This window comes from Halomonas tibetensis, assembly GCF_042643535.1.
GTDB classification, from domain to species: Bacteria; Pseudomonadota; Gammaproteobacteria; order Pseudomonadales; family Halomonadaceae; genus Halomonas; species Halomonas tibetensis.
In genome coordinates this window covers 45043-67675 of sequence record NZ_JBHRSQ010000007.1, presented here as the reverse complement: position 1 = coordinate 67675, position 22633 = coordinate 45043, and the positions used below count along the sequence as shown (strand labels likewise).

The 22633-nt window shown below is 65.2% G+C and carries 24 protein-coding genes; 10 read left to right on the top strand and 14 right to left on the bottom strand.

All coding sequences use genetic code 11. From position 1 onward, the window contains the following. Positions 1–86 precede the first annotated feature (86 nt). The 3 genes from ACFODV_RS03105 to ACFODV_RS03095 are packed head-to-tail and all read left to right on the top strand — an operon-like array spanning position 87 to position 2021. On the top strand, positions 87–860 hold the full coding sequence (locus ACFODV_RS03105; protein ID WP_379754514.1) for a pseudouridine synthase: 774 nt from the start codon (positions 87–89) through the stop codon (positions 858–860). 13 nt (positions 861–873) lie between these two features. Further along, positions 874–1740 (top strand): tRNA cyclic N6-threonylcarbamoyladenosine(37) synthase TcdA, encoded by an 867-nt coding sequence (gene tcdA, locus ACFODV_RS03100; protein WP_379754511.1) that lies wholly within the window; start codon positions 874–876, stop codon positions 1738–1740. Between the two features lie 56 nt (positions 1741–1796). Beyond that, positions 1797–2021 (top strand): DUF1653 domain-containing protein, encoded by a 225-nt coding sequence (locus tag ACFODV_RS03095; RefSeq protein WP_379754508.1) that lies wholly within the window; start codon positions 1797–1799, stop codon positions 2019–2021. 20 nt (positions 2022–2041) lie between these two features. Here the strand turns inward: ACFODV_RS03095 and ACFODV_RS03090 are convergent, their stop codons facing one another. The 8 genes from ACFODV_RS03090 to lptF form a co-directional block, all read right to left on the bottom strand. Further along, positions 2042–2809, bottom strand: coding sequence for an ABC transporter permease (locus ACFODV_RS03090; protein ID WP_379754504.1), 768 nt, complete (start codon positions 2807–2809; stop codon positions 2042–2044). A 9-nt stretch (positions 2810–2818) separates the two neighbouring features. Next, positions 2819–3649 carry an ABC transporter ATP-binding protein gene (locus ACFODV_RS03085; RefSeq protein WP_379754501.1) on the bottom strand — a complete coding sequence of 277 codons (831 nt, stop codon included), beginning with the start codon at positions 3647–3649 and terminating at the stop codon, positions 2819–2821. Between the two features lie 2 nt (positions 3650–3651). Continuing rightward, complete coding sequence (locus tag ACFODV_RS03080; RefSeq protein ID WP_379754498.1) at positions 3652–4710, bottom strand: ABC transporter substrate-binding protein; 1059 nt, start codon at positions 4708–4710, stop codon at positions 3652–3654. Positions 4711–4978: 268 nt separating this feature from the next. After that, positions 4979–5461: a bacterioferritin gene (gene bfr / locus ACFODV_RS03075; RefSeq protein ID WP_379754495.1), complete on the bottom strand. Its 483-nt coding sequence runs from the start codon at positions 5459–5461 to the stop codon at positions 4979–4981. 155 nt (positions 5462–5616) lie between these two features. Next, positions 5617–5823, bottom strand: a complete 207-nt coding sequence (locus ACFODV_RS03070) for a (2Fe-2S)-binding protein (RefSeq protein ID WP_379754492.1) — start codon at positions 5821–5823, stop codon at positions 5617–5619. A 113-nt stretch (positions 5824–5936) separates the two neighbouring features. Next, positions 5937–6413 (bottom strand): RDD family protein, encoded by a 477-nt coding sequence (locus tag ACFODV_RS03065; protein ID WP_379754489.1) that lies wholly within the window; start codon positions 6411–6413, stop codon positions 5937–5939. Between the two features lie 13 nt (positions 6414–6426). Next, positions 6427–7491 (bottom strand): LPS export ABC transporter permease LptG, encoded by a 1065-nt coding sequence (gene lptG, locus ACFODV_RS03060; protein ID WP_379754486.1) that lies wholly within the window; start codon positions 7489–7491, stop codon positions 6427–6429. Beyond that, positions 7488–8570: an LPS export ABC transporter permease LptF gene (gene lptF / locus ACFODV_RS03055; RefSeq protein WP_379754483.1), complete on the bottom strand. Its 1083-nt coding sequence runs from the start codon at positions 8568–8570 to the stop codon at positions 7488–7490. The genes lptG and lptF overlap by 4 nt, the downstream gene beginning before the upstream one ends. A gap of 149 nt (positions 8571–8719) precedes the next feature. Here lptF and ACFODV_RS03050 point away from each other — a divergent pair, with 149 nt between their 5' ends. From ACFODV_RS03050 to ACFODV_RS03035, 4 genes are all read left to right on the top strand, one after another. Then, complete coding sequence (locus ACFODV_RS03050; protein ID WP_379754480.1) at positions 8720–10252, top strand: leucyl aminopeptidase; 1533 nt, start codon at positions 8720–8722, stop codon at positions 10250–10252. Positions 10253–10395: 143 nt separating this feature from the next. Further along, positions 10396–11496, top strand: a complete 1101-nt coding sequence (locus tag ACFODV_RS03045) for a branched-chain amino acid aminotransferase (protein ID WP_379754478.1) — start codon at positions 10396–10398, stop codon at positions 11494–11496. Between the two features lie 57 nt (positions 11497–11553). Then, complete coding sequence (locus ACFODV_RS03040; protein ID WP_379754475.1) at positions 11554–12015, top strand: DNA polymerase III subunit chi; 462 nt, start codon at positions 11554–11556, stop codon at positions 12013–12015. A 102-nt stretch (positions 12016–12117) separates the two neighbouring features. Continuing rightward, a complete protein-coding gene (locus ACFODV_RS03035) occupies positions 12118–15105 on the top strand; it encodes a valine--tRNA ligase (protein WP_379754472.1) in 2988 nt (995 codons plus the stop codon). Between the two features lie 81 nt (positions 15106–15186). On the opposite strand, the gene ACFODV_RS03030 is transcribed toward ACFODV_RS03035, so the two are convergent. From ACFODV_RS03030 to ACFODV_RS03020, 3 genes are read right to left on the bottom strand one after another with little or no spacing between them, the layout of a single operon-like run. Then, complete coding sequence (locus ACFODV_RS03030) at positions 15187–15636, bottom strand: META domain-containing protein (protein WP_379754469.1); 450 nt, start codon at positions 15634–15636, stop codon at positions 15187–15189. 35 nt (positions 15637–15671) lie between these two features. Further along, complete coding sequence (gene gloA, locus ACFODV_RS03025; RefSeq protein ID WP_379754466.1) at positions 15672–16112, bottom strand: lactoylglutathione lyase; 441 nt, start codon at positions 16110–16112, stop codon at positions 15672–15674. Between the two features lie 20 nt (positions 16113–16132). Further along, on the bottom strand, positions 16133–16582 hold the full coding sequence (locus ACFODV_RS03020) for a DUF411 domain-containing protein (protein ID WP_379754463.1): 450 nt from the start codon (positions 16580–16582) through the stop codon (positions 16133–16135). 101 nt (positions 16583–16683) lie between these two features. On the opposite strand from ACFODV_RS03020, the gene ACFODV_RS03015 reads away from it, so the two are divergent. Both ACFODV_RS03015 and ACFODV_RS03010 read left to right on the top strand, forming a co-directional pair. Then, positions 16684–17229 carry a DNA-3-methyladenine glycosylase I gene (locus tag ACFODV_RS03015; RefSeq protein ID WP_379754460.1) on the top strand — a complete coding sequence of 182 codons (546 nt, stop codon included), beginning with the start codon at positions 16684–16686 and terminating at the stop codon, positions 17227–17229. A gap of 63 nt (positions 17230–17292) precedes the next feature. Continuing rightward, positions 17293–18360 carry a metal-dependent hydrolase gene (locus tag ACFODV_RS03010; RefSeq protein WP_379754457.1) on the top strand — a complete coding sequence of 356 codons (1068 nt, stop codon included), beginning with the start codon at positions 17293–17295 and terminating at the stop codon, positions 18358–18360. 90 nt (positions 18361–18450) lie between these two features. Here the strand turns inward: ACFODV_RS03010 and ACFODV_RS03005 are convergent, their stop codons facing one another. Both ACFODV_RS03005 and ACFODV_RS03000 read right to left on the bottom strand, forming a co-directional pair. Beyond that, on the bottom strand, positions 18451–19059 hold the full coding sequence (locus ACFODV_RS03005; RefSeq protein ID WP_379754454.1) for an FMN-dependent NADH-azoreductase: 609 nt from the start codon (positions 19057–19059) through the stop codon (positions 18451–18453). Between the two features lie 112 nt (positions 19060–19171). Continuing rightward, on the bottom strand, positions 19172–19873 hold the full coding sequence (locus ACFODV_RS03000) for an MliC family protein (protein WP_379754451.1): 702 nt from the start codon (positions 19871–19873) through the stop codon (positions 19172–19174). A gap of 223 nt (positions 19874–20096) precedes the next feature. On the opposite strand from ACFODV_RS03000, the gene ACFODV_RS02995 reads away from it, so the two are divergent. After that, on the top strand, positions 20097–21011 hold the full coding sequence (locus ACFODV_RS02995; RefSeq protein ID WP_379754448.1) for a LysR family transcriptional regulator: 915 nt from the start codon (positions 20097–20099) through the stop codon (positions 21009–21011). Here the strand turns inward: ACFODV_RS02995 and ACFODV_RS02990 are convergent. After that, positions 20998–22632: an ATP-binding protein gene (locus tag ACFODV_RS02990; RefSeq protein WP_379754445.1), complete on the bottom strand. Its 1635-nt coding sequence runs from the start codon at positions 22630–22632 to the stop codon at positions 20998–21000. The two genes, ACFODV_RS02995 and ACFODV_RS02990, sit on opposite strands and share 14 nt — an antisense overlap. Position 22633 lies beyond the last annotated feature (1 nt).

Here is a 22633-nt window from a genome sequence, read left to right as displayed (position 1 = left end):
CTGCTCGTGGGTGACATCGTCGCTTCCGGCGGTGACAATGGCCGGCCACTTTGTGACGCCACCTACTGACTCGGCGGTTCCCCGGCATGAGCAACCTTCTGCACATCCTGCATCTCGACGAGCACCTGGTAGCCGTTCACAAGCCGGCGGGACTGCTGGTCCACCGCACCGCCCTGGCCCGGGGCGAGTGCGAATTCCTGCTGCAGCGGCTGCGCGACCAGCTCGGTCGGCGGGTCTATCCCGTGCATCGACTGGATCGCCCCACCTCAGGGGTGATGCTGTTCGCCCTCACGCCGGAGATCGCCAAGCGGCTCAGCGAGGCCTTCACCGAGCGCCTGGTGGCCAAACGCTACCTGGCGGTGGTGCGCGGCATCGGTCCCGTAGCGGATCGGCTCGAGTACCCGCTGCGCGAGGAGGATGGCAGCCGCCCCAAAGCCGAGATGCCCGCCATGGACGCGGTCACCGAGATAAGGCGCCTGGACAGCGTAGAATTGCCGGTACAGGTGGATCGCTATCCGCACAGCCGCTATTCCCTGATGGAGGCCCGCCCACTCACCGGTCGGCGCCACCAGATCCGCCGCCATCTGTCCCAGCGCGGCTACCCGATCATCGGCGATGCCAAGCACGGCAAAGGCAACCACAACCGATTTTTCGCCGAGCGGCTGGACGCCCCGCGGCTACTGCTGGCTGCCACCGGGCTCGCCTTCGCGCATCCGGTGACCGGGCAGCCACTGCGTTTGAACTGCGCACTTGACGCCACCATGACGGCGCTCTTCCAGCGATTCGGCTGGTCCGGCCACCTGCCGGTGGACACAGTGCAGGAGGGCCCGTCCCATCATCAACCCGCCGCCACCGACTGACCGACACGCCACCATGACCAATCTGCCCTTCGCCTCTTCTGCCATTCCCCCCCAGGACTCCGTCGACACGGACGACTACGCCCTGCGCTTCGGCGGCATCCGCCGACTCTACGGCACCCGCGCCTTCGAGCACTTCCGCTCTGCCCACGTGGTGGTGGTGGGCGTGGGCGGCGTAGGCAGTTGGACGGTGGAGGCGCTGGCCCGCTCCGGCATCGGTCGGCTCACCCTGATCGATCTTGACGACGTCTGCGTCTCCAACGTCAATCGTCAGCTCCATGCCCTGGACGGCACCATCGGCCGGCCCAAGGTCGACGTGCTGGCCGAGCGCTGCCGGGCCATCCAGCCGGGCATCGAGGTGGTGGCCGACACCGCCTTCGTCACCCCCGCCAACCTGGCCGAACGCATCCCCGAGGATGCCGATCATGTGGTGGACGCCATCGACAGCGTGGTGGCCAAGGTGGCGCTGATCGCCTGGTGCAAGCGACGCAAACTGCCGATCACCGTCACCGGTGCCGCCGGCGGCCAGATCGACCCCACCCGCATCCGAGTTGGGGACCTGGCCCGCACCGAGCACGATCCCCTGCTGGCCAAGGTGCGCGCCCAGCTGCGCCGCGAGTTCGGCTTCTCGCGCAACCCGAAGCGGCGCTTTTCGGTGGAGTGCGTCTACTCCGACGAACAGCTGGTCTACCCGGCCAGCGACGGCGAAGTTTGCCTACAGAAGCCCGGCAGCGGCGAGTCCACGCGTCTGGACTGCGCCTCCGGCTTCGGCGCCGCCACCTTCCTTACCGGCAGCTTCGGCTTTACCGCCGCCTCCCGGGTGCTGGCCCGGCTGGCGAAACGGGCCGCGATGGCTGCCGCCGATAACATCTCGTCGCCCTGAGTTCGCTCTTCAATTCCCTGACCTCAGCCCCTGACATCATGCCCATGGAGTCTGCCATGCCCCGTCCGCTTCCCGTCCCAGGCATCTACGCCCACTACAAGGGCAACCGCTACGAGGTGCTGGGCTTGGCCCACCACAGCGAGACCGAGGAGCCCCTGGTGGTCTACCGCGCCCTCTACGGTGAATACGGCCTGTGGGTTCGCCCCCTGGACAACTTCACCGAACTGGTGGAAGTGCGAGAAGAGCCGGTGCCACGCTTCGAGCTCGAGAAGGCGTTCTAAGGCCCTTATTCTGACGCCCCTTAGCGCTGGCCTCGGTGGGCCCATCCGGTCATCCGCTTCTCCAGCAGCGCGAACAGCTCGTACATCACCATGGCCATGGCGCTGATCACGATCAGCCCGGCAAACACCAGCGACATGCGCATCTGGGAGCCGGCGCTCATCATCAGGTAGCCGATGCCCTGGTTGGAGGCCACGGTCTCCGAGACCACGGTACCCACGAAGGCCAGCGTGATGGCGATCTTCAGAGAGGCGAAGAAATAGGGCAGCGAGCGCGGCAGGCCCACCTTGAGCAGCACGTCGAGTCGTTTCGCCCCCAGCACCCTCAGCACGTCCTCCAGTTCCGGCTCCAGGGTCGCCAGGCCGGTGGCCACGTTGACCACGATGGGAAAGAAGCAGATCAGGAAGGCGGTGAGAATCGCCGGCACCGAGCCGATGCCGAACCACACCACCAGGATCGGTACGAAGGCCACCTTGGGGATGGCGTTGAAACCCACCAGCAGCGGATAGCAGGCGTGGTAGAGAAAGCGTGATGAGCCGACAATAAAGCCCAGCACCAGACCCACTGCGACTCCCAGGCCAAAGCCCGCCATGGTGGTCCAGAAGGTCTGCCAGGAGTGCATGCCGATAGGGCCGGCAAAGGTGACCAGGGCCTGGGCGGTGGCCGAGGCGCTGGGAAAGATGAAGGGCGGCACGTCGAAGGCGCGCACCGTGACCTCCCAGATCACGATCAGGACCGCCACGGCGATCCACGGAGCCAGGCGTTCGAGCAGCCGGTTGTGCTTGGACATGGTGACTCCTCAGCTGCCGTGGATCTCGCCGATCCGAGAGCGAAGCTCCTGCACCAGGGTGGTGAAGGGCGTCTCAAAGGTCATTCCCAGGTCCCGCGGGCGCGGGAAATCAATCCGCCGCCGCTCAAGGATCCGCCCGGGGCGACGGCTCATCACGTAGACGGTATCGGCCAGGAAGGCCGCCTCACGCAGGTCGTGGGTCACCAGTACCACGGTGAAGCGCTGGGCCTCCCAGAGGTCGCGCAGCACGCACCACAGCTCCTCCCGGGTGAAGGCGTCCAGGGCCGCGAAGGGCTCGTCGAGCATCAGTAGCCGCGGCCGGTGGATCAGCGCCCGGCAGATGGAGGCACGCTGCTGCATCCCCCCAGAGAGCTGCCAGGGGTACTGGTCCTCGTAGCCTGCCAGGCCCACGGTGCTCAACAGCTCCCGAGCCCAGCCCTCGAACTCGGCGCGACGGCGGCGAAACTGCGAGCGATAGGGTTTGACGATCTCCAGAGGCAGTAACACGTTGTCCAGGGTCGTGCGCCACGGCAGCAGGTTGGAGCTCTGGAAAGCCATGCCGCAGATCTTCAGCGGCCCACTTACCGGCTCCCCGTCGACTCGCACACTGCCCGCGGAAGGTGCGTTCAGGCCGGTGCACAGCTTCATGAAAGTGGACTTGCCGCAGCCCGATGGCCCCACGAAAGCCACAAACTCGCCCTCATCGATGGCGAGCGAGATCTCCTCGATGGCATTGCCGCTGTCGTCGTAGGCCAGGCTCACCCGGTCGAAGGCCACGAAAGGCGTCGCTGCCCCGGGCGGGGCAGCGGTGTTTCGATCCAGCGTGGCGGTTGCCGTCATGCTCAGTCTCCCTGACCCGGGAAGATCATGCGCTCGCCCTGCTCGGGCAGGAAGCGGGAGGTGAAGACCCGCTCCGCCGAGGGCACCTCGGGCAAGTCATAGGCGTCGGCCACCAGCTGTATGGCGTTCGTCAGGCGCGTCTCGTCCACCGCACCGGCGCCGTGGGCGCGGGCCTCTTCGGTATCGATCACGCTCTCGATGGCCAGCTTGAGCCGCCGGGTCTCCATCGCCACGTCGATGAGGCCGTCGCGGGCCACTACATAGTCGATGGCCCCCTCGGGGTCAGCCAATGTCTCGGCCAGCGCGCGATTGAAGGCGCGCAGGAAGCCTGCTACCGCCTCAGGGTTCTCCTCGGCGAAGGACTCGCTGGCAATGATGGCGTTCCCGTAGAGCGGCACCCCGAAATCCGGGAAGGGCATGATGGTCAGGTCTTCCTCACCCATACCGCGTCCCTCGAGATTGAGCAGGCTGGTGAAGTAGAAGCCGGTGATAGCGTCCACGTCGCCGCGCACCAGCAGGGTCTCGCGAAGGGTCGGATCGACGTTCTGCCACTCGACGTCATCGGCATCGAGGCCATTGGCGGCGGCGAAGATGCCCCAGGCGCGGTAGCCGGTGTCGAAGGCCGGCGCGGCGATCGACTTGCCTGCGAGGTCCGCCGGCGAATCGATACCGCGATCCTTGCGCGCGAAGACCGAGGCCGGGGAGCCGTCATAGACCACATAGACCCCCTGGATACCCGGGCCATCGGGGTTCTCGGCCAGGAACTCCACCAAGGCGTTGAGATCCCCGAAACCCATCTCGTAGGCCCCCGAGGCCACGCGGTTGATGGCGCCGGCCGAGCCGCTGCCGGAGTCGACCTGGACGTCGAGGCCTTCCTCGGCGAAATAGCCGCGTTCCACCGCCATCAGGAAGGGTGCCGAGGGCCCCTCGAAGCGCCAGTCGAGCTGGAAGCGGATACGGGTCTCGTCGGCCAGGGCGGCACTGCCGAGGGTGGCGCCGGCAAGGGTTAAACCGAGCACACCGCCCAGCAGGCCGGCAGAATAAGAAAGATGACGACTCATGGAAATACCCTCACGCTGATCGTTGTAATTGTGACGATGCAGGAAGCCTGCCAGGTTGGCCGCCTGACCCCTCGGTAAGGGTCGACGCGCCATGGTGGAACAGCCGCACTATCCCCATGGGCCCCATGAGGGCGCAATGCCCGACGCCCCGTCGGGGACTATGCACCAGCGTAGAACATTAGCGGAAATTGAGGCGCAAGATCTCTGATACGCAACCGGCGCCACAAGGGCGCCGGTAGAAAGTGCGAAATGAGATGGCGACGAAGGCTTACTCTTCGCCGGCGACCTGCATCTGCTTGAGCATGTAGTTCTCGATGCCGACCTTGTCGATCAGGCCGAGTTCGGTCTCGATATGGTCGATATGCTCTTCCTCGTCGGCGAGGATGTCACGAAAGAGATCGCGGCTCACGTAGTCCTTGACCTGCTCGCAGTAGGTGATCGCCTCGATGTAATCATTGCGCCCTTCGTGCTCGATCTTGAGATCGCACTCGAGCATCTCGCGAACGTTCTGGCCGATGTTGAGCTTGCCGAGATCCTGAAGATTGGGCATGCCTTCGAGAAAGAGGATGCGCTCGATCAACTTGTCGGCGTGCTGCATCTCCTCGATGGACTCGCCGTACTCCCATTTGGCCAGTTTCTGCAGGCCCCAGTCCTTGTAGATCTTGGCGTGCAGAAAATACTGGTTGATCGCCACCAGCTCATTGCCCAGTGCCTTGTTGAGATGCTCGATGACCTTGCTGTCGCCTTTCATGGATTCACCTTGTGGCTATCGTCGGGAAAGTGTCGCTGCAGCCTGGCGTGCCAAGGACGGCATTACCAAGCGTTGCACACCAGTCTAGCGACTTCTGACGAAAAACCAATGAAATCAATTGCCTGATAACGAAAGCGAGAACGATCTAGATTCCATCAGGTAGCGTAGGCCAGGTCTCCGGCGCCTACCATCAATTCGTCTTTCACTGCGTCTCGGGTGATGCCCTTGCCTTGACTGGCACACTTGCCGCACTGGGTGCCGCAGCCGGTCTCACGCTGGACGTCGCGCCAGCTGCGAGCCCCGTCCTCGACAGCCCGGCGAATCTGGTGGTCTGAGACCCCCTTGCAGAGACATACATACATCGGCATCACCTCGCTGACAACTGCAAGGATAAATGTAAATGATTCGCATAGGCTCTTGCAAGCGAGAAACGACCAATACCTGATCAGAGTCAACTGTCGTTGCTCCTCTCCCCTTACCTGGATGGCTTGGGCAGCACGACCACTCGAGTGCCTGAGACGATATCCGACCAGCTGCGCCGCTCGGCATCGAACAGGATCCACAGGTAGCCCAGACCGAAAGCGGCAATTGACAAGCAAGCCACCAGGAAGCGTACTGCCGCCTGGACCAGGCTGATGGAATAGCCGTCGGGAGTCTCCATCCGAAGCCGCCATGCCTGCATACCGAGCGTCACGCCGCCGCGCATCCAGAAAAAGGCAAAGAAGGTGAAGGCCGACGCCAGCAGCAGCAGCTGCAGCGACAGCCCCCAGAACGGGCTATCCCCTACCTGCTCGGCGGGAATCCCCAGCAGATGTCTTCCTGCCAGCAAGTGCAAGCCGGCCACCAGTAGCCAAATGGCCGCCACCAGAAAGGCATCATAGATCATGGCGCCCAGCCGGCGAGCAAGCCCCGCCGGGTAGACGTCGTCCAGGTTGCCGAAACGTCGTTGCATGGGAGTTCCTTGCTCAAGCGGTTCGCCGCAGCAGGTAGAGCCCCACGGCGGCACAGATCAGGGTCGGCGCCAGCACCGCCCAGGCGGGCGAGAAGCCGAACACAATGGAGGCCGGTGCCAGCAGGTCCTGCAAGTATTTGAAAACCAGGCCGGTCACCACGCCGTAGAAGACCCGGGTACCGGCCGCCACGGTGCGCAGGGGGCCGAACACGAAGGAAGCGGCCACCAGTACCAGCGACCCCATGGTCAAGGGCATCAGCATCTTCTGCCAGAAATAGAGCAGGGGCTGGGTCGCCGCCTGACCCTGGGCCTGAAGATAGCGGGCATAGGCCAAGAGCTCGCTGGGCGACTGGCTGTCGATGGGCCGCAGCAATCGATTGAGCTGCTCCGGCGTCAGGCTGGTGTCCCAGGGCAGGGCCTCGTGCCGCACGGCTTCGGTGCGTTCGTCGTGGAAGCGTGTGACCTCTACCCCCTCCAGCTGCCAGCTGTCGTTACGCCAGACGGCGCGTTCGGCGCTGGTGGCCTCCAACAGGCGCGACCCCTCAAAGCGGTAGCGGGTCAGATCAAGCACAGTGTCGTCGGCGCGGATGGCCCCGAATCGATAGAAACTGTCGCCCTCGCGCTGCCAGCCACCTCGCTCGGTGAGCACAGCCCCGGCTCCCTGGATGCGCTCCAGACGCCAGGCATTGGCGAACTGCTCGGTACGCGGGGCAACGTATTCCGCCACCAGCAGCAGCAGCACGATCACCAGAATAATCGGTTTCATCGCCCCCCACAGAATACGGGTCAGGGAGCGTCCCGCAGCACGCATCACCGTGAGCTCGTTGTTCGAGGCCATACTGCCCAGTCCGATCAGGGCGCCGATAAGCACGCCCACCGGGGCATACTGATAGAAGCGCCAAGGGAGGCGCATCGTCAGGTAAAGCAGCACCTGAAAGGCGCCATAGCTGCCCTCGACATCGTCCAGGTCGTTGATATAAGTGATCACCAGGTCCAGGCCCAGCAGCACCACCTGCACCACGATGATGGCTCCCAGCACGTTGCGTGCCAGATATCGGTCAAAACGATCGGCGATCATCCGCTCATCCCCTTGCGCTGGGCTCGCGTCATCATGATCAACCCGAGGGCCAGGAAGGCGCCATGGATCGGCCACATTCCCACCATGGCCGGAAGGCTGCCGCGACCGATGGCGTCCAGGGCGGCCAGCAGCAGGCTCAGGTAGGCCACATGAAGGAAGATCGCCGGCAGCAGCTTGGCGAAGCGCCCCTGACGCGGGTTGACTCGAGAAAGCGGCATTGCCAGCAGAGTCAGAATGAAGACCATCAGCGGCAGGCCCAGCCGCCATTGCAGCTGAGCCTGAGCGCGTGCCGAGTCGTCGCCGAAAAGGGCCGCCGTGGTGGCGTACTCGGGAGCGTCGAGCTCGCGCATGTCGTCGGCCTGGGAGAGACGCACGGCGTAAGTGTCGAACTCGAGCCGCTCGGCCTCGAAGCGCCCCGGTGCCACGCTATAGCGCTCGCCGTTGGCAAGGACCAGGAAGCGGCTGCCGGTCTCCCCATCCAGGGTCTGGTACCCTCCCTCGGCACGGGTCGTTGCTGTATCCGGAGTACCGTCTCGGCGGCGCTGGCGCTCGCTGATAAAGACGCCGCGCATCTCGCTGCCATCATCGCTGATCCCCTCCATGTACGCGGTGCGGCCGCTGCCGAACTCCTGGAAGCGCCCCGGCGCCAGGGCCGAAAAGTCGATTCGACTGCGCTGCTCCTCGAGCATGACAGCGTTTTGCAGGGCGCCGGCAGGCGTCAGCCAAAGGCTGCACAGTGCCACCAGGATCGCCACCAGAGTGGCCGGTACCAGGCTCACCTGCAGCAGCCGGTTGGGACTGGTACCGCAGGCCACCAGCACGGTGATCTCGCTGTTGAGGTACAACTGCCCATAGGCGAGCAGGATCCCTAGAAAGAAGGCCAGTGGCAGGATCAGCTCAAGGAATCCCGGCAGATGAAACAGCATCAGGGTGCCGAGAATGCTGGCCGGAATGTCGCCTTCGGCGGCATTGCTGAAGTAGCGAATAAAGCGACTGCCCATGATCACCAGCATCAGAACGCCGGCGACGGCGGCCATGGTCAGCAGGATCTCGCGGGTCAGGTAACGGAAGATGATCATACGGCGCCCGCCATGCAAAGGGGCCATGCCTTGGGTACACTGGTGCGGCACGGCGACGTGACGGCATTATCCAGAATCCCCCTGCACTTGTAACCCTAACCCTTGTAACCTCAACGCCTGCAACCAACACGCTTGTCTGTGGAGACGCCATGGAATTCCCAGTAAAGACGGGTAACCCCGCCAAGGTCGAGACCGCCTGTCTCGTCATCCCGGTGTACCAGGACGGCGACCTGCTGCCCGCCGCTGCACGCCTCGACGACGCCAGCGAGAAACTCATCGGCCAGCTCATCGAGCGCGGCGATTTCGACGCCAAGCTGGGCAAGGTGCAGATGATCCCCTTTGCGCCAGGACTCTCCGCCGAGCGGCTGCTGCTGGTGGGCCTGGGCAAGCGCGACAAGTGCCAGGAGGGCGCCTTCGTCAAGGCCCTGAACGCCACCTTTACTGCCCTGGCAGACCTGCCGGTGGACGACTGCGCCGTGACCTTCACCGACGTGCCCCTGGCCGAGCGGGACGCCGACTGGAAGACGCGCATGGTCGCCGAGGCTACCCATCGCGCTCTCTATCGCTTCGACCAGTTCAAGTCCGATAAGGCTCCCGCACCTCGCCTGGAGCGGGTGACGCTGCTGGTCACCGAGGACAGTGAAGCCGGCAGCGCCCGCGAGGGAGCGCGCATCGGCGACGCCGTGGGCCGGGGCATGAATACCGCTCGCACGCTGGGCAACCTGCCCGGCAACGTCTGCACCCCGAGCTATCTGGCCGAGCAGGCCGAGGCGCTGGGCAAGGCCTCCCGCGGCGCGCTGACGGTGGAGATCCTCGACGAGGAGGCCCTGGAAGCGCTGGGCGCCCACAGCCTTCTTTCGGTGGGCCGCGGCAGCGAACAGCCCTCGCGGCTGATCGTGATGAAGTATCAGGGCGCCGAGGATCCTGACGATGCTCCCCATGTGCTGGTGGGCAAGGGCATCACCTTCGACACCGGCGGCATCTCGCTCAAGCCCGGCGAAGCCATGGACGAGATGAAGTTCGACATGTGCGGAGCGGCCAGCGTGTTCGGCACCGTCGAGGCGGTGCTCGGTATCCGACCCAAGATCAATCTGGTCGCTATTGTCGCCGCCGCCGAGAACATGCCCGATGGCCGCGCCACCAAGCCCGGCGACATCATCAAGACCCTCAAGGGTCTCTCCGTGGAGGTGCTCAACACCGACGCCGAGGGACGCCTGGTGCTGTGCGACGCCCTGACCTACGCCGAGCGCTTCGAGCCGGCCAGCGTGGTGGACATCGCCACCCTGACCGGCGCATGCATCATCGCCCTGGGCCACCACGCTACCGCCCTGCTTGCCAACGACGACGACCTGGCACTTGACCTGCTCGACGCCGGCGAGGCGTCCTGGGACCGCGCCTGGCACCTGCCGCTTTGGGATGAGTACCAGGAGCAGCTCGACTCCAACTTCGCCGACCTGGCCAACATCGGTGGCCGCCCGGCCGGCACCATCACCGCTGCCTGCTTCCTCTCTCGCTTCGCCGACACGTTCCCCTGGGCGCATCTGGATATCGCCGGCACCGCCTGGACCTCCGGCAAGGAAAAGGGCGCCAGCGGACGCCCGGTGGGCCTGCTGACCCAGTACCTGCTGGACCGCGAAGGCGACGCTTCCGTGGAGACAGAAGCAGAAACCGAGGCGGAATAGCGGCGTGGGCTTGCGTTTTTCCCGCGTCGCCTTTCTCATGTGAGTTGACGATAAATCTACGACCCGGGCCGGCTCTCGCCGGCCCGAATTTCCTGTATCACCCCGGGGCAGGCACGCTCCGGGCGTAGCGGAGACCCCTTGCCGTGTCGACTGCCAGCTTTGAACTCCTGCCCAACTCCACTCCCACGGCCGACTCTGTCCGTGAAGACACCCTCGCCAACCCCGGTTTCGGCCAGTATTTTACCGACCACATGGCCCATGTTCGCTGGACGCTAGACGCGGATTGGCACGGCCGCGAGGTGCGACCCTACGGGCCGCTAACCCTGGACCCCGCCGCCGCAGTGCTGCATTACGCCCAGGAAATCTTCGAGGGCATCAAGGCCTATCGTCACGCCGACGGCTCCGTGTGGACCTTCCGTCCGGAGAAGAATGCCGAGCGTTTCCGTCGCAGTGCCCGCCGTCTGGCCTTGCCGGAGCTCTCCGATGCGGACTTCATCGGTTCGCTCAAGGCGCTGCTGGCCCAGGACCATGCCTGGGTGCCCACGCCGCGGAGTGAGGCCGACGAGTGCAGTCTCTATCTGCGTCCCTTCATGATCGCCAGCGAGAAGTTTCTCGGCGTGCGTCCGGCCCACGAGGTGGACTACTACGTGATTGCCTCGCCTGCAGCGGCCTACTTCAAGGGCGGCGTGGAACCGGTCTCCATTTGGCTCTCCAGCCACTACAAGCGCGCCGCGCCGGGCGGCACCGGGTTCGCCAAGTGCGGCGGCAACTATGCCGCCTCCCTGGCCGCCCAGAAGGAAGCCAGCGCCCACGACTGCGGCCAGGTGGCCTTCCTGGATGCCGTCGAGAACAAGTGGATCGAGGAACTGGGCGGCATGAACCTGTTTTTCGTCTTCAAGGATGGCCGTATCGCTACCCCGCGTCTGACCGACACCATCCTCGAGGGCGTCACCCGCGACTCGGTGCTGACCCTGGCCCGCGACGAGGGGCTCTCTCCCGAGGAGCGCCCCATCAGCATCGACGAGTGGCGCGAGGCGGCGGCCTCCGGCGAACTCACCGAGGTCTTCGCCTGCGGCACTGCCGCAGTCATCACCCCGGTGGGCGAACTGGTCACCGAGGACGGTGCCATCCGGCTGAAGGCGGACAGCGGCAATCCCATCGCCAAGCGTCTGCGCACCAAGCTGCTCGATTTACAGTACGGCCGCACCGAAGATACCCATGGCTGGCTGACCCGGCTGGTGTAACCACCGTCCAGCGCGCCCCTCGCCTTTCGAGGGGCGCCGGAGGATAACCACCATCCCATGACTCAGATCGACTTCTACGTCTTGCCCGATACTACCCTGGAGGCGCGCCTCGACTTCGCCTGCCGGCTGGCCGAGACCATCCAGCGCAAGGGCTACCGCTTGCATCTCCACGCCGAGGATGAGGCCATGGCACGAGATCTTGACGAGCGGCTCTGGACCTTCCGCCCCGACGCCTATGTGCCCCACGCGCTTCTTGGCGATGAACCCGCTGGCGTCGAGGTGGACACCCGAATTCCGGTGACCATCGGCTGGCAGACTCCGCCCTCCCCCGATCTCGCCGTGCAGGCGCTGCTCAACCTCGCACCAGGCATTCCCGAGTGGTTCTCGCGCTTCGAGCGAGTCGCCGAGATCATCAACCAGCATCAGGACGTGCTCACCGCCAAGCGCGAGTGCTGGCAGACCTATAAAAAGCGCGGCTACCCGGTCAAGGCGCATCAGCTCCGCGGGCAGCCAGGCTGACGTCAGGCGCCCCACCGCGCTATAATCGCACCCATTTTTGTCGCTCTCTCCTGCCGTCCGGCCCTCTGGCCGGCGGTGATCATTTCTGGACCCGGAACGCCCATGGACAAGACCTACCAACCCGAGCAGATCGAATCCCGCTGGTACGAGCGCTGGGAGGCCGATGGCCGCTTCGCCCCCTCAGGCCAGGGCGAGCCCTACTCCATCATGATCCCGCCGCCCAACGTCACCGGCAGCCTGCACATGGGCCACGCCTTCCAGGACACCATCATGGACACCCTGACCCGCTGGCGGCGGATGCAGGGACGCAACACCCTTTGGCAGGTAGGCACCGACCACGCCGGCATCGCGACGCAAATGCTGGTGGAGCGCAAGGTCGCCGCCGAGGAGGGCAAGACCCGCCACGACCTGGGCCGCGACGCCTTCATCGACAAGGTCTGGGAGTGGAAACACGAGTCCGGCGGCCATATCACCCGCCAGCTGCGCCGCATGGGTGCCAGCGTCGACTGGAGCCGCGAGCGCTTCACCATGGACGACGGCTTCTACAAGGCGGTCCAGGAAGTCTTCGTTCGCCTCTACAAAGAAGACCTCATATACCGCGGCAAGCGGCTGGTCAACTGGGACCCGACCCTGCACACCGCCATCTCCGACCTGGAAGTGGAGAACCGTGACCAGCAGGGGCAGTTCTGGCATTTCCGCTACCCGCTGGCCGATGGCGTCACCACCGACGCTGGCCTCGATTACCTGGTCGTCGCCACCACCCGCCCTGAGACCCTGCTAGGAGATACCGGCGTAGCAGTCAACCCCGAGGATGCGCGCTACGCCTCGCTGGTGGGCAAGTTCGTCAACCTGCCGCTGGTGGGACGACGCATTCCCATCGTGGCCGACGAGCATGCCGACATGGAGAAGGGCTCGGGCTGCGTGAAGATCACCCCCGCCCACGACTTCAACGACTACGAGGTCGGTCGGCGCCAGGAGCTGCCGCTGATCAACGTTTTCAGTCAGGATGCGCGTATTCTCGATCGCGCCGAGGTTTTCGATATCCAGGGCCGTCCGCTGCCGGAGATCGATGCGAGCCTGCCGGAGGCCTACGCCGGCCTGGATCGCTTCGAAGCGCGGGCGCGGATCGTCGCCGACATGGAGGCCGCGGGGCTCCTCGAGCAGATCGAGACGGTCAACAACACCCTGCCCTACGGCGACCGCAGCGGCGACGTCATCGAGCCGCTGCTCACCGATCAGTGGTTCGTCGCCGTGGAGAGCCTCGCCAAGCCGGCCATCGAGGCCGTCGAGAAGGGCGATATCCAGTTCGTGCCCAAGAATTACGAGAACATGTACTTCGCCTGGATGCGCGATCTCCAGGACTGGTGCATCTCCCGCCAGCTTTGGTGGGGCCACCGCATTCCCGCCTGGTACGACGCGGATGGCAACGTCTTCGTGGCGCGCAACGAGGTGGAGGCCACCCGGGACTATCTGGTCGAGCTGGCCCACTTCATCGAGCATGAGCAGGGCGACTTCGACACCGCAATGCGGCTGCGCGGCTTCAACCAGTTGCTGGGCAGCACCACCGAGCTGACCGCCGATGCGCTGACGACCATGGAGAAGCTGGGGGTGCCGCGCCTCACCCAGGACGAGGACGTCCTCGACACCTGGTTCAGCTCGGGCCTGTGGACCTTCGGCACCCTGGGCTGGCCGGAGCGCACCGAGGAGCTGCGTACCTTCCACCCCTCCAGCGTCCTGGTCACCGGCTTCGACATCATCTTCTTCTGGGTCGCGCGGATGATCATGCTGACCCTGAAGTTCACCGGCGAAGTGCCCTTCAAGCAGGTCTATGTGCACGGTCTGGTGCGGGACGGCCAGGGCCAGAAGATGTCCAAGTCCAAGGGCAACGTGATCGACCCCATCGACCTGATCGACGGGATCGAGCTCGACACCCTGATCGAGAAGCGCACCGGCAACATGATGCAGCCCCAGAAGGCCAGGGCGATCGAGAAGGCCACCCGCAGCGAGTTCCCCGAGGGCATCGAACCCCACGGCACCGATGCGCTGCGCTTCACCTTCCTGTCCCAGGCCACCACCGGGCGCGACATCAAGTTCGACATGGGCCGCCTGGATGGCTACCGCAACTTCTGCAACAAGCTGTGGAACGCCTCGCGCTATGCGCTGATGAACGCCGAGGGCGAGGACTGCGGGGCAGACGGTGGCGACGTCGAGCTGTCGCTGGCTGACCGCTGGATCGTCTCGCGGCTGCAGCAGACCGAAGTCCAGGTCACCAAGGCCATGGAGGAGTTCCGCTTCGACCATGCCTCCCAGGCGCTCTACGAGTTCGTCTGGAACGAGTACTGCGACTGGTACCTCGAGCTCTCCAAGCCGGTGCTCTGGGATGACGACGCCCCAGCGGATGCCAAGCGCGGCACCCGCCAGACCCTGGTGCGGGTGCTGGAGGCGATCCTGCGCCTGGCCCACCCCATGATGCCCTTCATCTCCGAGGAGATCTGGCAGCGCGTGGCACCGCTTGCCGGCACCCTGGCGAAGGAGGCGGAAGGGTCCATCAAAGGGTCTATCATGGAGCAGCCCTGGCCGCAGGCCGACGAAGCGCTGCTCGACGAGCAGGCGATCCGCGACATCGAGTGGCTCAAGGGCGTGATTGTGGCGGTGCGCAACATCCGCGCAGAGATGAACATCGCGCCGGGCAAGCCGCTGGATGTGCTGCTTACCAAGGGCGGCACGGTTGACCGCGAGCGCCTGGAGGCCAACCGCCGCTTCCTGGCCAAGCTGGCCAAGCTGGAGAGCGTCGACTGGCTCGACGATCCCGCCCAGGCGCCCCTCTCGGCCACCCAGTTGGTGGGCGAGATGGAGGTCCTGGTGCCCATGGCCGACCTGATCGACAAGGATACCGAGCTTGCACGCCTTGCCAAGGAGATCGAGAAGCAGGAAAAACTGATCGGCGGCATCGAGAAGAAGCTAGGCAACGAAAGCTTTGTGGCCAAGGCCCCTGAGGCGGTAGTCGATAAGGAGCGCGCCAAGCTGGCCGACTTCCAGGCCGCCCGCCGCCTGCTGGTGGAGCAGCGCGACAAGATCGCCGCCCTCTAGGCCAACCGCTCCGACCATGCTCCACTCCGCTCAGCGGCCCGCCATCGGCGGGCCGCTGTCGCATAGGGGTTGGATCATGGCTCAGTTGGCCTTGCGCCAGCCGCCCAGGACTCGCTGATCGGGACCGAAGAAGACCAGCCGGTCGTGATCGATCAGGTAGCGATAGGCAGTCTCCAGCATGGCGGTGACGCGAGCGGCATTTTCGCCCTGTGGACAGGCGCGCCGGGTGGTGGCGACCTCGGTGAACTCGATACGCTGGCTTTCGCCGAGACGAACACGGCCCATCATCTCGTTGCAGCCGTCGCTGCCGGTGACACGGCCATCAGAAGAGATGCGAAACCAGGCAGGCTCGGGAAGCGATAGCCGCTCGTCGGTGCCCATTAGCAGCAGGTTCCAGCGCTGCTCCACTACTGGCCCAGAGAGACTCACCACGCGATCACTCTGCGGCGCGTCGGGGCGCCCCCCACAGGCTGCCAGAAGGATAGCAGCAGCTATCACCAGACCCAGCCGGGCCACAAGCGTCGTCTTCATGTGTCGTCGATCTTCCTTGTCGCATGGCCAGCACCTCACCAGGTGCCGGTATTTTCCATGGAAGCCCAGGGCTCCTGGACGGAGAGCGGGTCGCCCTTCTGCAGCAGCTCCACCGAGATGCCGTCGGGGCTTTTAACGAACGCCATGTGGCCGTCCCGGGGCGGACGGTTGATGGTCACACCGCCGTCTTGGAGCGTCTCGCACAGGGCATAGATATCGTCGACCCGATAGGCCAGGTGGCCGAAGTTTCGCCCGCCGCTGTACTCCTCAGGGTCCCAGTTGTAGGTAAGCTCCAACTCCGGGGCCTTGAGCTCGGCGGAACGGGACTCATCCTCTGGGGCAGCCAGGAAGACCAGCGTGAAACGCCCCTTCTCGTTCTCCCTGCGGCGCACCTCCTTGAGGCCCAACAGGTCGCAGTAGAAGCGCAGCGAGGCGTCCAGGTCGCTGACACGCACCATGGTGTGCAGGTACTGCATAGCAGACTCCTTATTTTGGATCAGTGAGTGTACTCGCTGAAGATCTCCGGGGTACGGTCGTCACGGTGCCAGCCCAGCACCCGGTAATCATCAACGCGGCCGGTCTCCATACCCGGCGAGCCGTGGGGCATGCCCGGGACGGAGAGGCCAGCCACGTCCGGACGCTCCTCCAGCAGGCGGTGGATATCAGCCGCCGGCACATGGCCCTCGATCACATAGCCGTCGACCACGGCGGTGTGGCAGGAGGCAAGTTCAGGGGTCAGGCCCTGCTCGATCTTGATCGCGCGCATCTCGCGAGTCTTGTGACGCTCCACCGTGAAGCCCTCGGCCTCCAGGTGGTCGGCCCAGGCGCCGCAGCAGCCGCAGTTGGGATCCTGGTACATCTCAACCACGGGCTGCTCAGCCCAGGCGGAGGTGGCCAGCAGTGCCAGCAGGGCGCCGGCGACCAGGGGGCGAACCGTTCTCTTCATGGCAGGCACTCCGCAGTGTAGGATAAAGGCTCGATTGTCGGCGTGGACAGAGCCCTTGCCAAGGGCCTGGATCACGTCAGCTTGCAACGGGGACCCTCAGCATGAGCCATTACTGTGACCTGGCCCCGGGCCATCCGTTTCACGGACCCTATCACGATCACGAGTACGGTTTCCCGGTGGCCAACGATGAAGCCCTGTTCGAGCGCCTGGCGCTGGAGATCAACCAGGCCGGACTCTCTTGGCTGACGGTGCTGAAGAAGCGTGCAGCCTTCCGAGAGGCCTTCGAGGGCTTCGCCATCGATCGGGTGGCTGGCTACGGCGAGGCAGAACGCGCGCGGCTGCTGGCCGACGCCAGCATCATTCGCAATCGCCTGAAGGTCGACGCGGTGATCCACAACGCCAAGGTGCTCCAGGCCCTGCGCGATGATCACGGCAGCCTGCGAGCCTGGCTCGACCACCACCACCCGCTGCCCCATGCGGAGTGGGTCCGGCTCTTCAAGCACACCTTCCGCTTCACCGGGCCGGAGATCACCGGGGAGTTCCTGATGAGTACCGGCTATCTGCCCGGCGCCCACCGCGACGGCTGCCCGGTACAGGCGCGCATCCTCGATGCCGGTCCGAGGTGGGATCGGGTCCGAGTATCGTAACGGGGAACTGTTAGCCAGCACATGGCATCATAAACGAGCACTCTCTGCGAGGAACGCCTCCCGATGGATTCCATAACCCAGGCCGCCCTGGGGGCCGCCATAGGCGGCGTCGTGCTCGGCCGCCGGCTGGGCCGCAAGGCGGTGCTGATCGGCGCCGTGCTCGGCACCCTACCCGACCTCGACGTGGTCATCGACTACGGCGACGCAGTGGCCAACGTCACCGAGCACCGTGGTTTCTCCCACTCGCTGTTCGTACTGGCGGGACTGGCCACGGCCCTGGCGCTGCTCTCGGCGCGTTTCGCCCCCGCGCGAGACATCTCCCTGGGGCGCTGGTGGACCTTCTTCGGCTTCTGCCTGCTCACCCACCCGCTGCTCGACTCCCTGACCACCTACGGTACCCAGCTGTGGTGGCCGCTGGACGCACCGCCCGTGGCCTACCCTATCGTTTTCATCATTGACCCGCTCTACACCCTGCCGCTGCTGGTGGGCATCGGCATCGCGCTGGTCACCGGCAACGGCAGGCGCGGCCCGGCCTGGGGGCTGGCATTGGCGAGCACCTATCTCATGTTCGCCTTTGGCGCCAAGCAGCTGGTGGAGCATCGCATCGAGCCGATATTGGCCGACCGGGGGCTTGCCGAGGCTTCGAGCCTGGTCCAGCCCACCCCTTTCAACACCCTGCTATGGCGAGTCACGGTGGTAAACGATGATGAACACCACGAGCTGTTGGTGGGCCTGCTCGACGGCGACACCCCGCCGCTGGTGGAGACCTATCGCCGCGGCGCCGAGCTGACGGCGGAGGCCCTGGCGAGTGAGCGGGGCCAGCGGCTGGACTGGTTCGCCGGTCCCTTCCTGCGCTATGAAGCGCGGGAACTCGATGGGGGCGAGACGCTGGTAGCCACCGACCTGCGGCTGGGCTTTCCGGGCTTTTATCCCTTCGCCTTCCCTCTGGCCACCCGCGAGGGCGATAGCTGGCAGGAGGTGGACGTTTCGGAGCAGCTTGTCGCCTCTTCCCGTGGCACCCGCGAGGCCCTGTCGCGACTGGCCGGACGGATCATGGCCCCCGAGCCTGCGCTTTGCACCAGCGATTTCGTCGCCGGTGGCTGGGTGCTCAATACGTCCGCCCCCTGTTGACCCAGAGCCGTTGCCAACAACGCAGCGGGGCGGCCCTGAGGCTGCCCCGCTGCGTCGAATGGTATTGCTATTGCGATGGCGCTCTTCGGATTAGAGACGCTGTACTAGGCCATCAATGGCCTGACGGGCCTCCTTGAGTGAGGCGTTTCGCTTGGCCTCGCCCATAGCAAGCCCCTCGGCAAAGACGGCATCGACTTCGCCGATGCCGATCATGCCTAGCATCAGCTTGAGATGCGGGGTCTGGGTGTCCTTCTCGGTACCGGCATACTGGCCGCCGCGCGCCGCTAGGATGACCGCTCGCTTGCCCTCCAGCAAGCCCTGGGGACCGTTCTCGGTGTAGCGGAAGGTCACGCCGGCGCGCATCACCCGGTCGAACCAGGCCTTGAGCTGGCTGGGAATGCCGAAGTTGTACATCGGCACCGCCAGCACGATCACGTCGTGGACCCGCAGTTCGTCGATCAGCTTCTCGGAGCGGGAGGCGAGTTCGCGCTGCTCGGCGGTGCTCTCCTCATTCGCCACCTGCCAGCTTCCCAACTCCGTCAGGCCAAGATGGGGAAGTTCGTCGGCCACCAGGTCCCGAAAGGTAACCTCGAGGTCATCACGACCCCGCGCCTGGTCGATGAAATGCTCGGCCAGGGCCTTGGACTGGCCGTTTTCGCCCAGGATGGAAGAAGTGATCACAAGAGTACGAATAGTCATGGCAGTTTCCTTAATGAGAAATCAGGATAATGAACGCCATGATAGGTGGATTTTTTGCCATAAAAAGCGCAAAAACCCACGCCTAACGTTTAATAAAAACGAAAATCGTTCTTTACGGTGCGATGCCCTGGCCACACCCCCGATACTGCTCACCCTCCACTGTCAGGGTGACACGGGCGGGGAAGGGCTCGCCGCTCATGTCATCCAGGCAGGCACCAGCCTCGATACGCAGTTCGAAAGGCGTATCGCCGCGGCCGCTACCCAGGACCACGCGGCCCGCCTCGTTGTCCAGGGCGGTGATCCGGTAAGGCAGAGTCTGCTCCCGGGCACCGTAGTCCAGGCTCAGAGTCACTTGGGGTCGATCATGGGCGAGGCTCGCCATCCAGCCCGGCTCGTTGCCGCGCCCCTGGAACATCACGCCGGGACGCTGCTGGCGAGTGAGCGCCTGACGCTGCATGTAGACCTGGCACTCCAGCCGCCCTCGTGATGTCTCCACGATGGCCGAATCGCCCTTGTTCCAGAAGCTGACGTCGTCCTGCTCATAGCGAGCACCGCTGGCCACTACGGCAGGCTGAAGCCGCCAGGCGCCGTGGGCGGACCAGAGGCGCAGCTCTCCCTCAGGGGCGGCCGTGACCAGCGACTGCTTCGGATTACACTGCCAGGAGGTGAAGGAATCGGCCCCGCCGGGAAAGAGCGCTGAGGGAAGCAGCGGAGCGTGTCCCTCCGGAGTGATCGTCCCCGGCGGAGTAGCGGTAGCACATCCACCTAGCAGCAGGGTAAGGCCGAAAACAGCCGGGACAAGAAGGCGAAGCATGGCATCTCCTGGCAGGTCGCATTTCCTTGATTAGCCGATCATAGCAGTCGACGGAGTCGGATGGGCAACTCGCGCTGGGTGCCAAGGCGCGGATAGCCGACAACGTGAGGAAGACTCATCGTTAACTGCTGAGTCGATGGGCGAACCCGCGAAATCCGGCTGGCCACGGAGAGTGAAGCAAACTAAACTTCCATATCTTAAAAATGAAACTGGCTCATTCTACATGCTCGAACTGCGACACCTCAGAACCCTGGTCGCACTGCGCGACGCCGGCTCCCTTGTCGAAGCGGCCGAGCGGGTCCACCTCACCCAATCTGCCCTCTCCCATCAGATAAAGGACCTGGAGGAGCGGCTCGACAACCCGCTGTTCGTCCGCAAGACCCGCCCGGTGGAGTTCACTCGCGCCGGCGAGCGTCTGCTGACCCTGGCCGAGCAGGTGCTGCCCCTGGTGCGCATGGCCGAGCGCGACCTGGCGCGGCTGGCCGGCAACGAGCAGGGGCGGCTGCACATGGCCATCGAGTGTCACAGCTGCTTCCAGTGGCTGATGCCCACCGTCGACCACTTCCGTGACCACTGGCCAGAGGTGGAGATCGACATCCCCGGCGGCCATCACTTCGACCCGCTGCCGGCCCTGGCCCGGGAGCAGCTCGATCTGGTGATCACCGCCGACCCCCAGCCGCTGCCAGGCATTCACTACGAGCCGCTGTTCCGCTACGAGGGACTGCTGGCGGTGGCCCGTCAGCATCGCCTGGCCGGCAAGCCATTCGTGACCCCCGAGGCGCTGGCCGAGGAGACACTGATCACCTACCCGGTGGAGCATTCGCGGCTGGATGTCTTCACCCAGTTTCTGGACCCTGCCGGGGTCTGCCCGAAGGAGCTTCGCACTGCCGAGCTGACCATCATGATGATGCAGCTAGTCGCTAGCGGCCGCGGGGTCTGCGCGCTCCCCAACTGGGCCCTGACCGAATACCTCGAGCGAGACTATGTGAAGGCGGTGGCACTCGGCGAGAAGGGAGTATGGAGCACGCTCTTTGCGGCGATCCGCGAGGAGACGCGCCAGGCACCCTGGATGGAGGACTTCCTGCGCACTGCCCGGGAAACCTCTTTCGCAGTGCTTGAGGGCATCAAGCCTGCGTAAGCGTCCCCCCCAGATCATGCCCGGGGCGCTGGGGAAGTAGCAGAGTGAAGCGCGCACCGCCGAGCTCGGGGCTGTCGTCCACCGCCACGCTGCCGCCGTGCCAGATCATGACTTTCTGTACGATGGAAAGCCCCAGGCCATAGCCGCCGGAGCTTCGGGTGCGGCTGTCGTCCAGCCGCGCAAACGGCTTGAAGATCGCCTGCCGCTCACCGGCAGGCACCCCGGGGCCGTCGTCTTCCACGTCGATGCGCACTAGTCGGGGCTCGGCCTCCACGCGAATCACCACCCGGCTACGGGCATGGCGGCAGGCGTTGGCCACCAGGTTCTGCACCGCCCGCTGCAAGTAGCGCGCTTCGACCAGCGCCTCCACTTCGGGACCTTCCGCGAGCGCGATGGCCAGATGAACGTGTAGCGGCGCCAGCGCGGCGATTACCCGCTCCACCATGGCCCGACATTCCACCAGGCCGGCCTGCATCTCACGACCGTTGACCGCGTCGCTGCCCAGGCGAGCATAGGTGAGTATCTCGTCGACCAGCCCGTCCAACTCCTCGATGTCACCGTCGATGCCCTGCAGCTGGCGACGGATCGACGGGTCATCGGTCATGTCATCGACCATCTGTACGGCGAAACGAATGCGTGCCACCGGCGTGCGCAACTCGTGGGAAACCGCGCGTATCATGTCCTGCTGGGCCCGAAGCAGTGCCTGTACCTGGGCGGCCATGCCGTTGAAGGCCATGCCCAGCCGGCCGAGGAAGTCGCTGCTCTCCACCTTGACCCGGGTATCGAGCCGGCCGGCAGCGATGCGGGACGCCGCCAGTTCCAGCCTTGCCATCCGGGCCTCGACGCCGCGCACAATCAAGTAAATCGTCGCTCCGAGCACCGCCAGCAGGATGAGCACTACCAGCAGTTGCAGCGAGCCCGGAACCGGCTCGAAGGCCTCCACCGGCCCGATGGTCAGCCAGCTGGCCTCTCCCCCGCCGGGGAGCGCCAGGTACATGGCCATGGCCCAGCGCCCGGGAAACAAACGGATCACCACCTCGCCGTCAGCCAGCCGCCCGAGCTGATAGGCGTCCAGCCCAGCCGGCGGGGTGTCGCCGAGGTCGACCGAGATGCTGCCCGCGGCCACCCGCGACAACCTTGCGCGACGCTCGGCAGGTGGCGTTTCTACGAGCCACTCAGCGAGCAGCTCGGTGAGTCCGCGCAGCTGCTGCTCGCTGAGGCCGGCAAGATCGACCTGAAGCAATCGATCGCCGCCGGGCAGCAGCTTCTGCAGGCGCCAACCGCGCCCGTCACGCTCCTGCACCAGGACCTTTCCACGCTCCAGACGCAGGCGTGTGAAGTAGCCCAGGGAAGTGGACTGGACGGGCAGCACGGAGGGCGTCAAGTCGAGACGGCGAGCCTGAGCCTCGAGCCAGTCGGGGTGGGAACCGGCCGGCAGGGCTTCCAGGCGCTGGGCGAGAAGGCGCATGGGCACTTCGGCGAGCTGCTCGCGCTGGTGCTCACGGCGGACCTGGTCGACCATCGCCACGCCCACCAGCGCTAGGCCGAAGGTCAGCAGCAGGGCGAGTGCCAGCAGCACATAGACACGCAGAAAGGTGCTGTCACCCAGGACCCGCCGCATG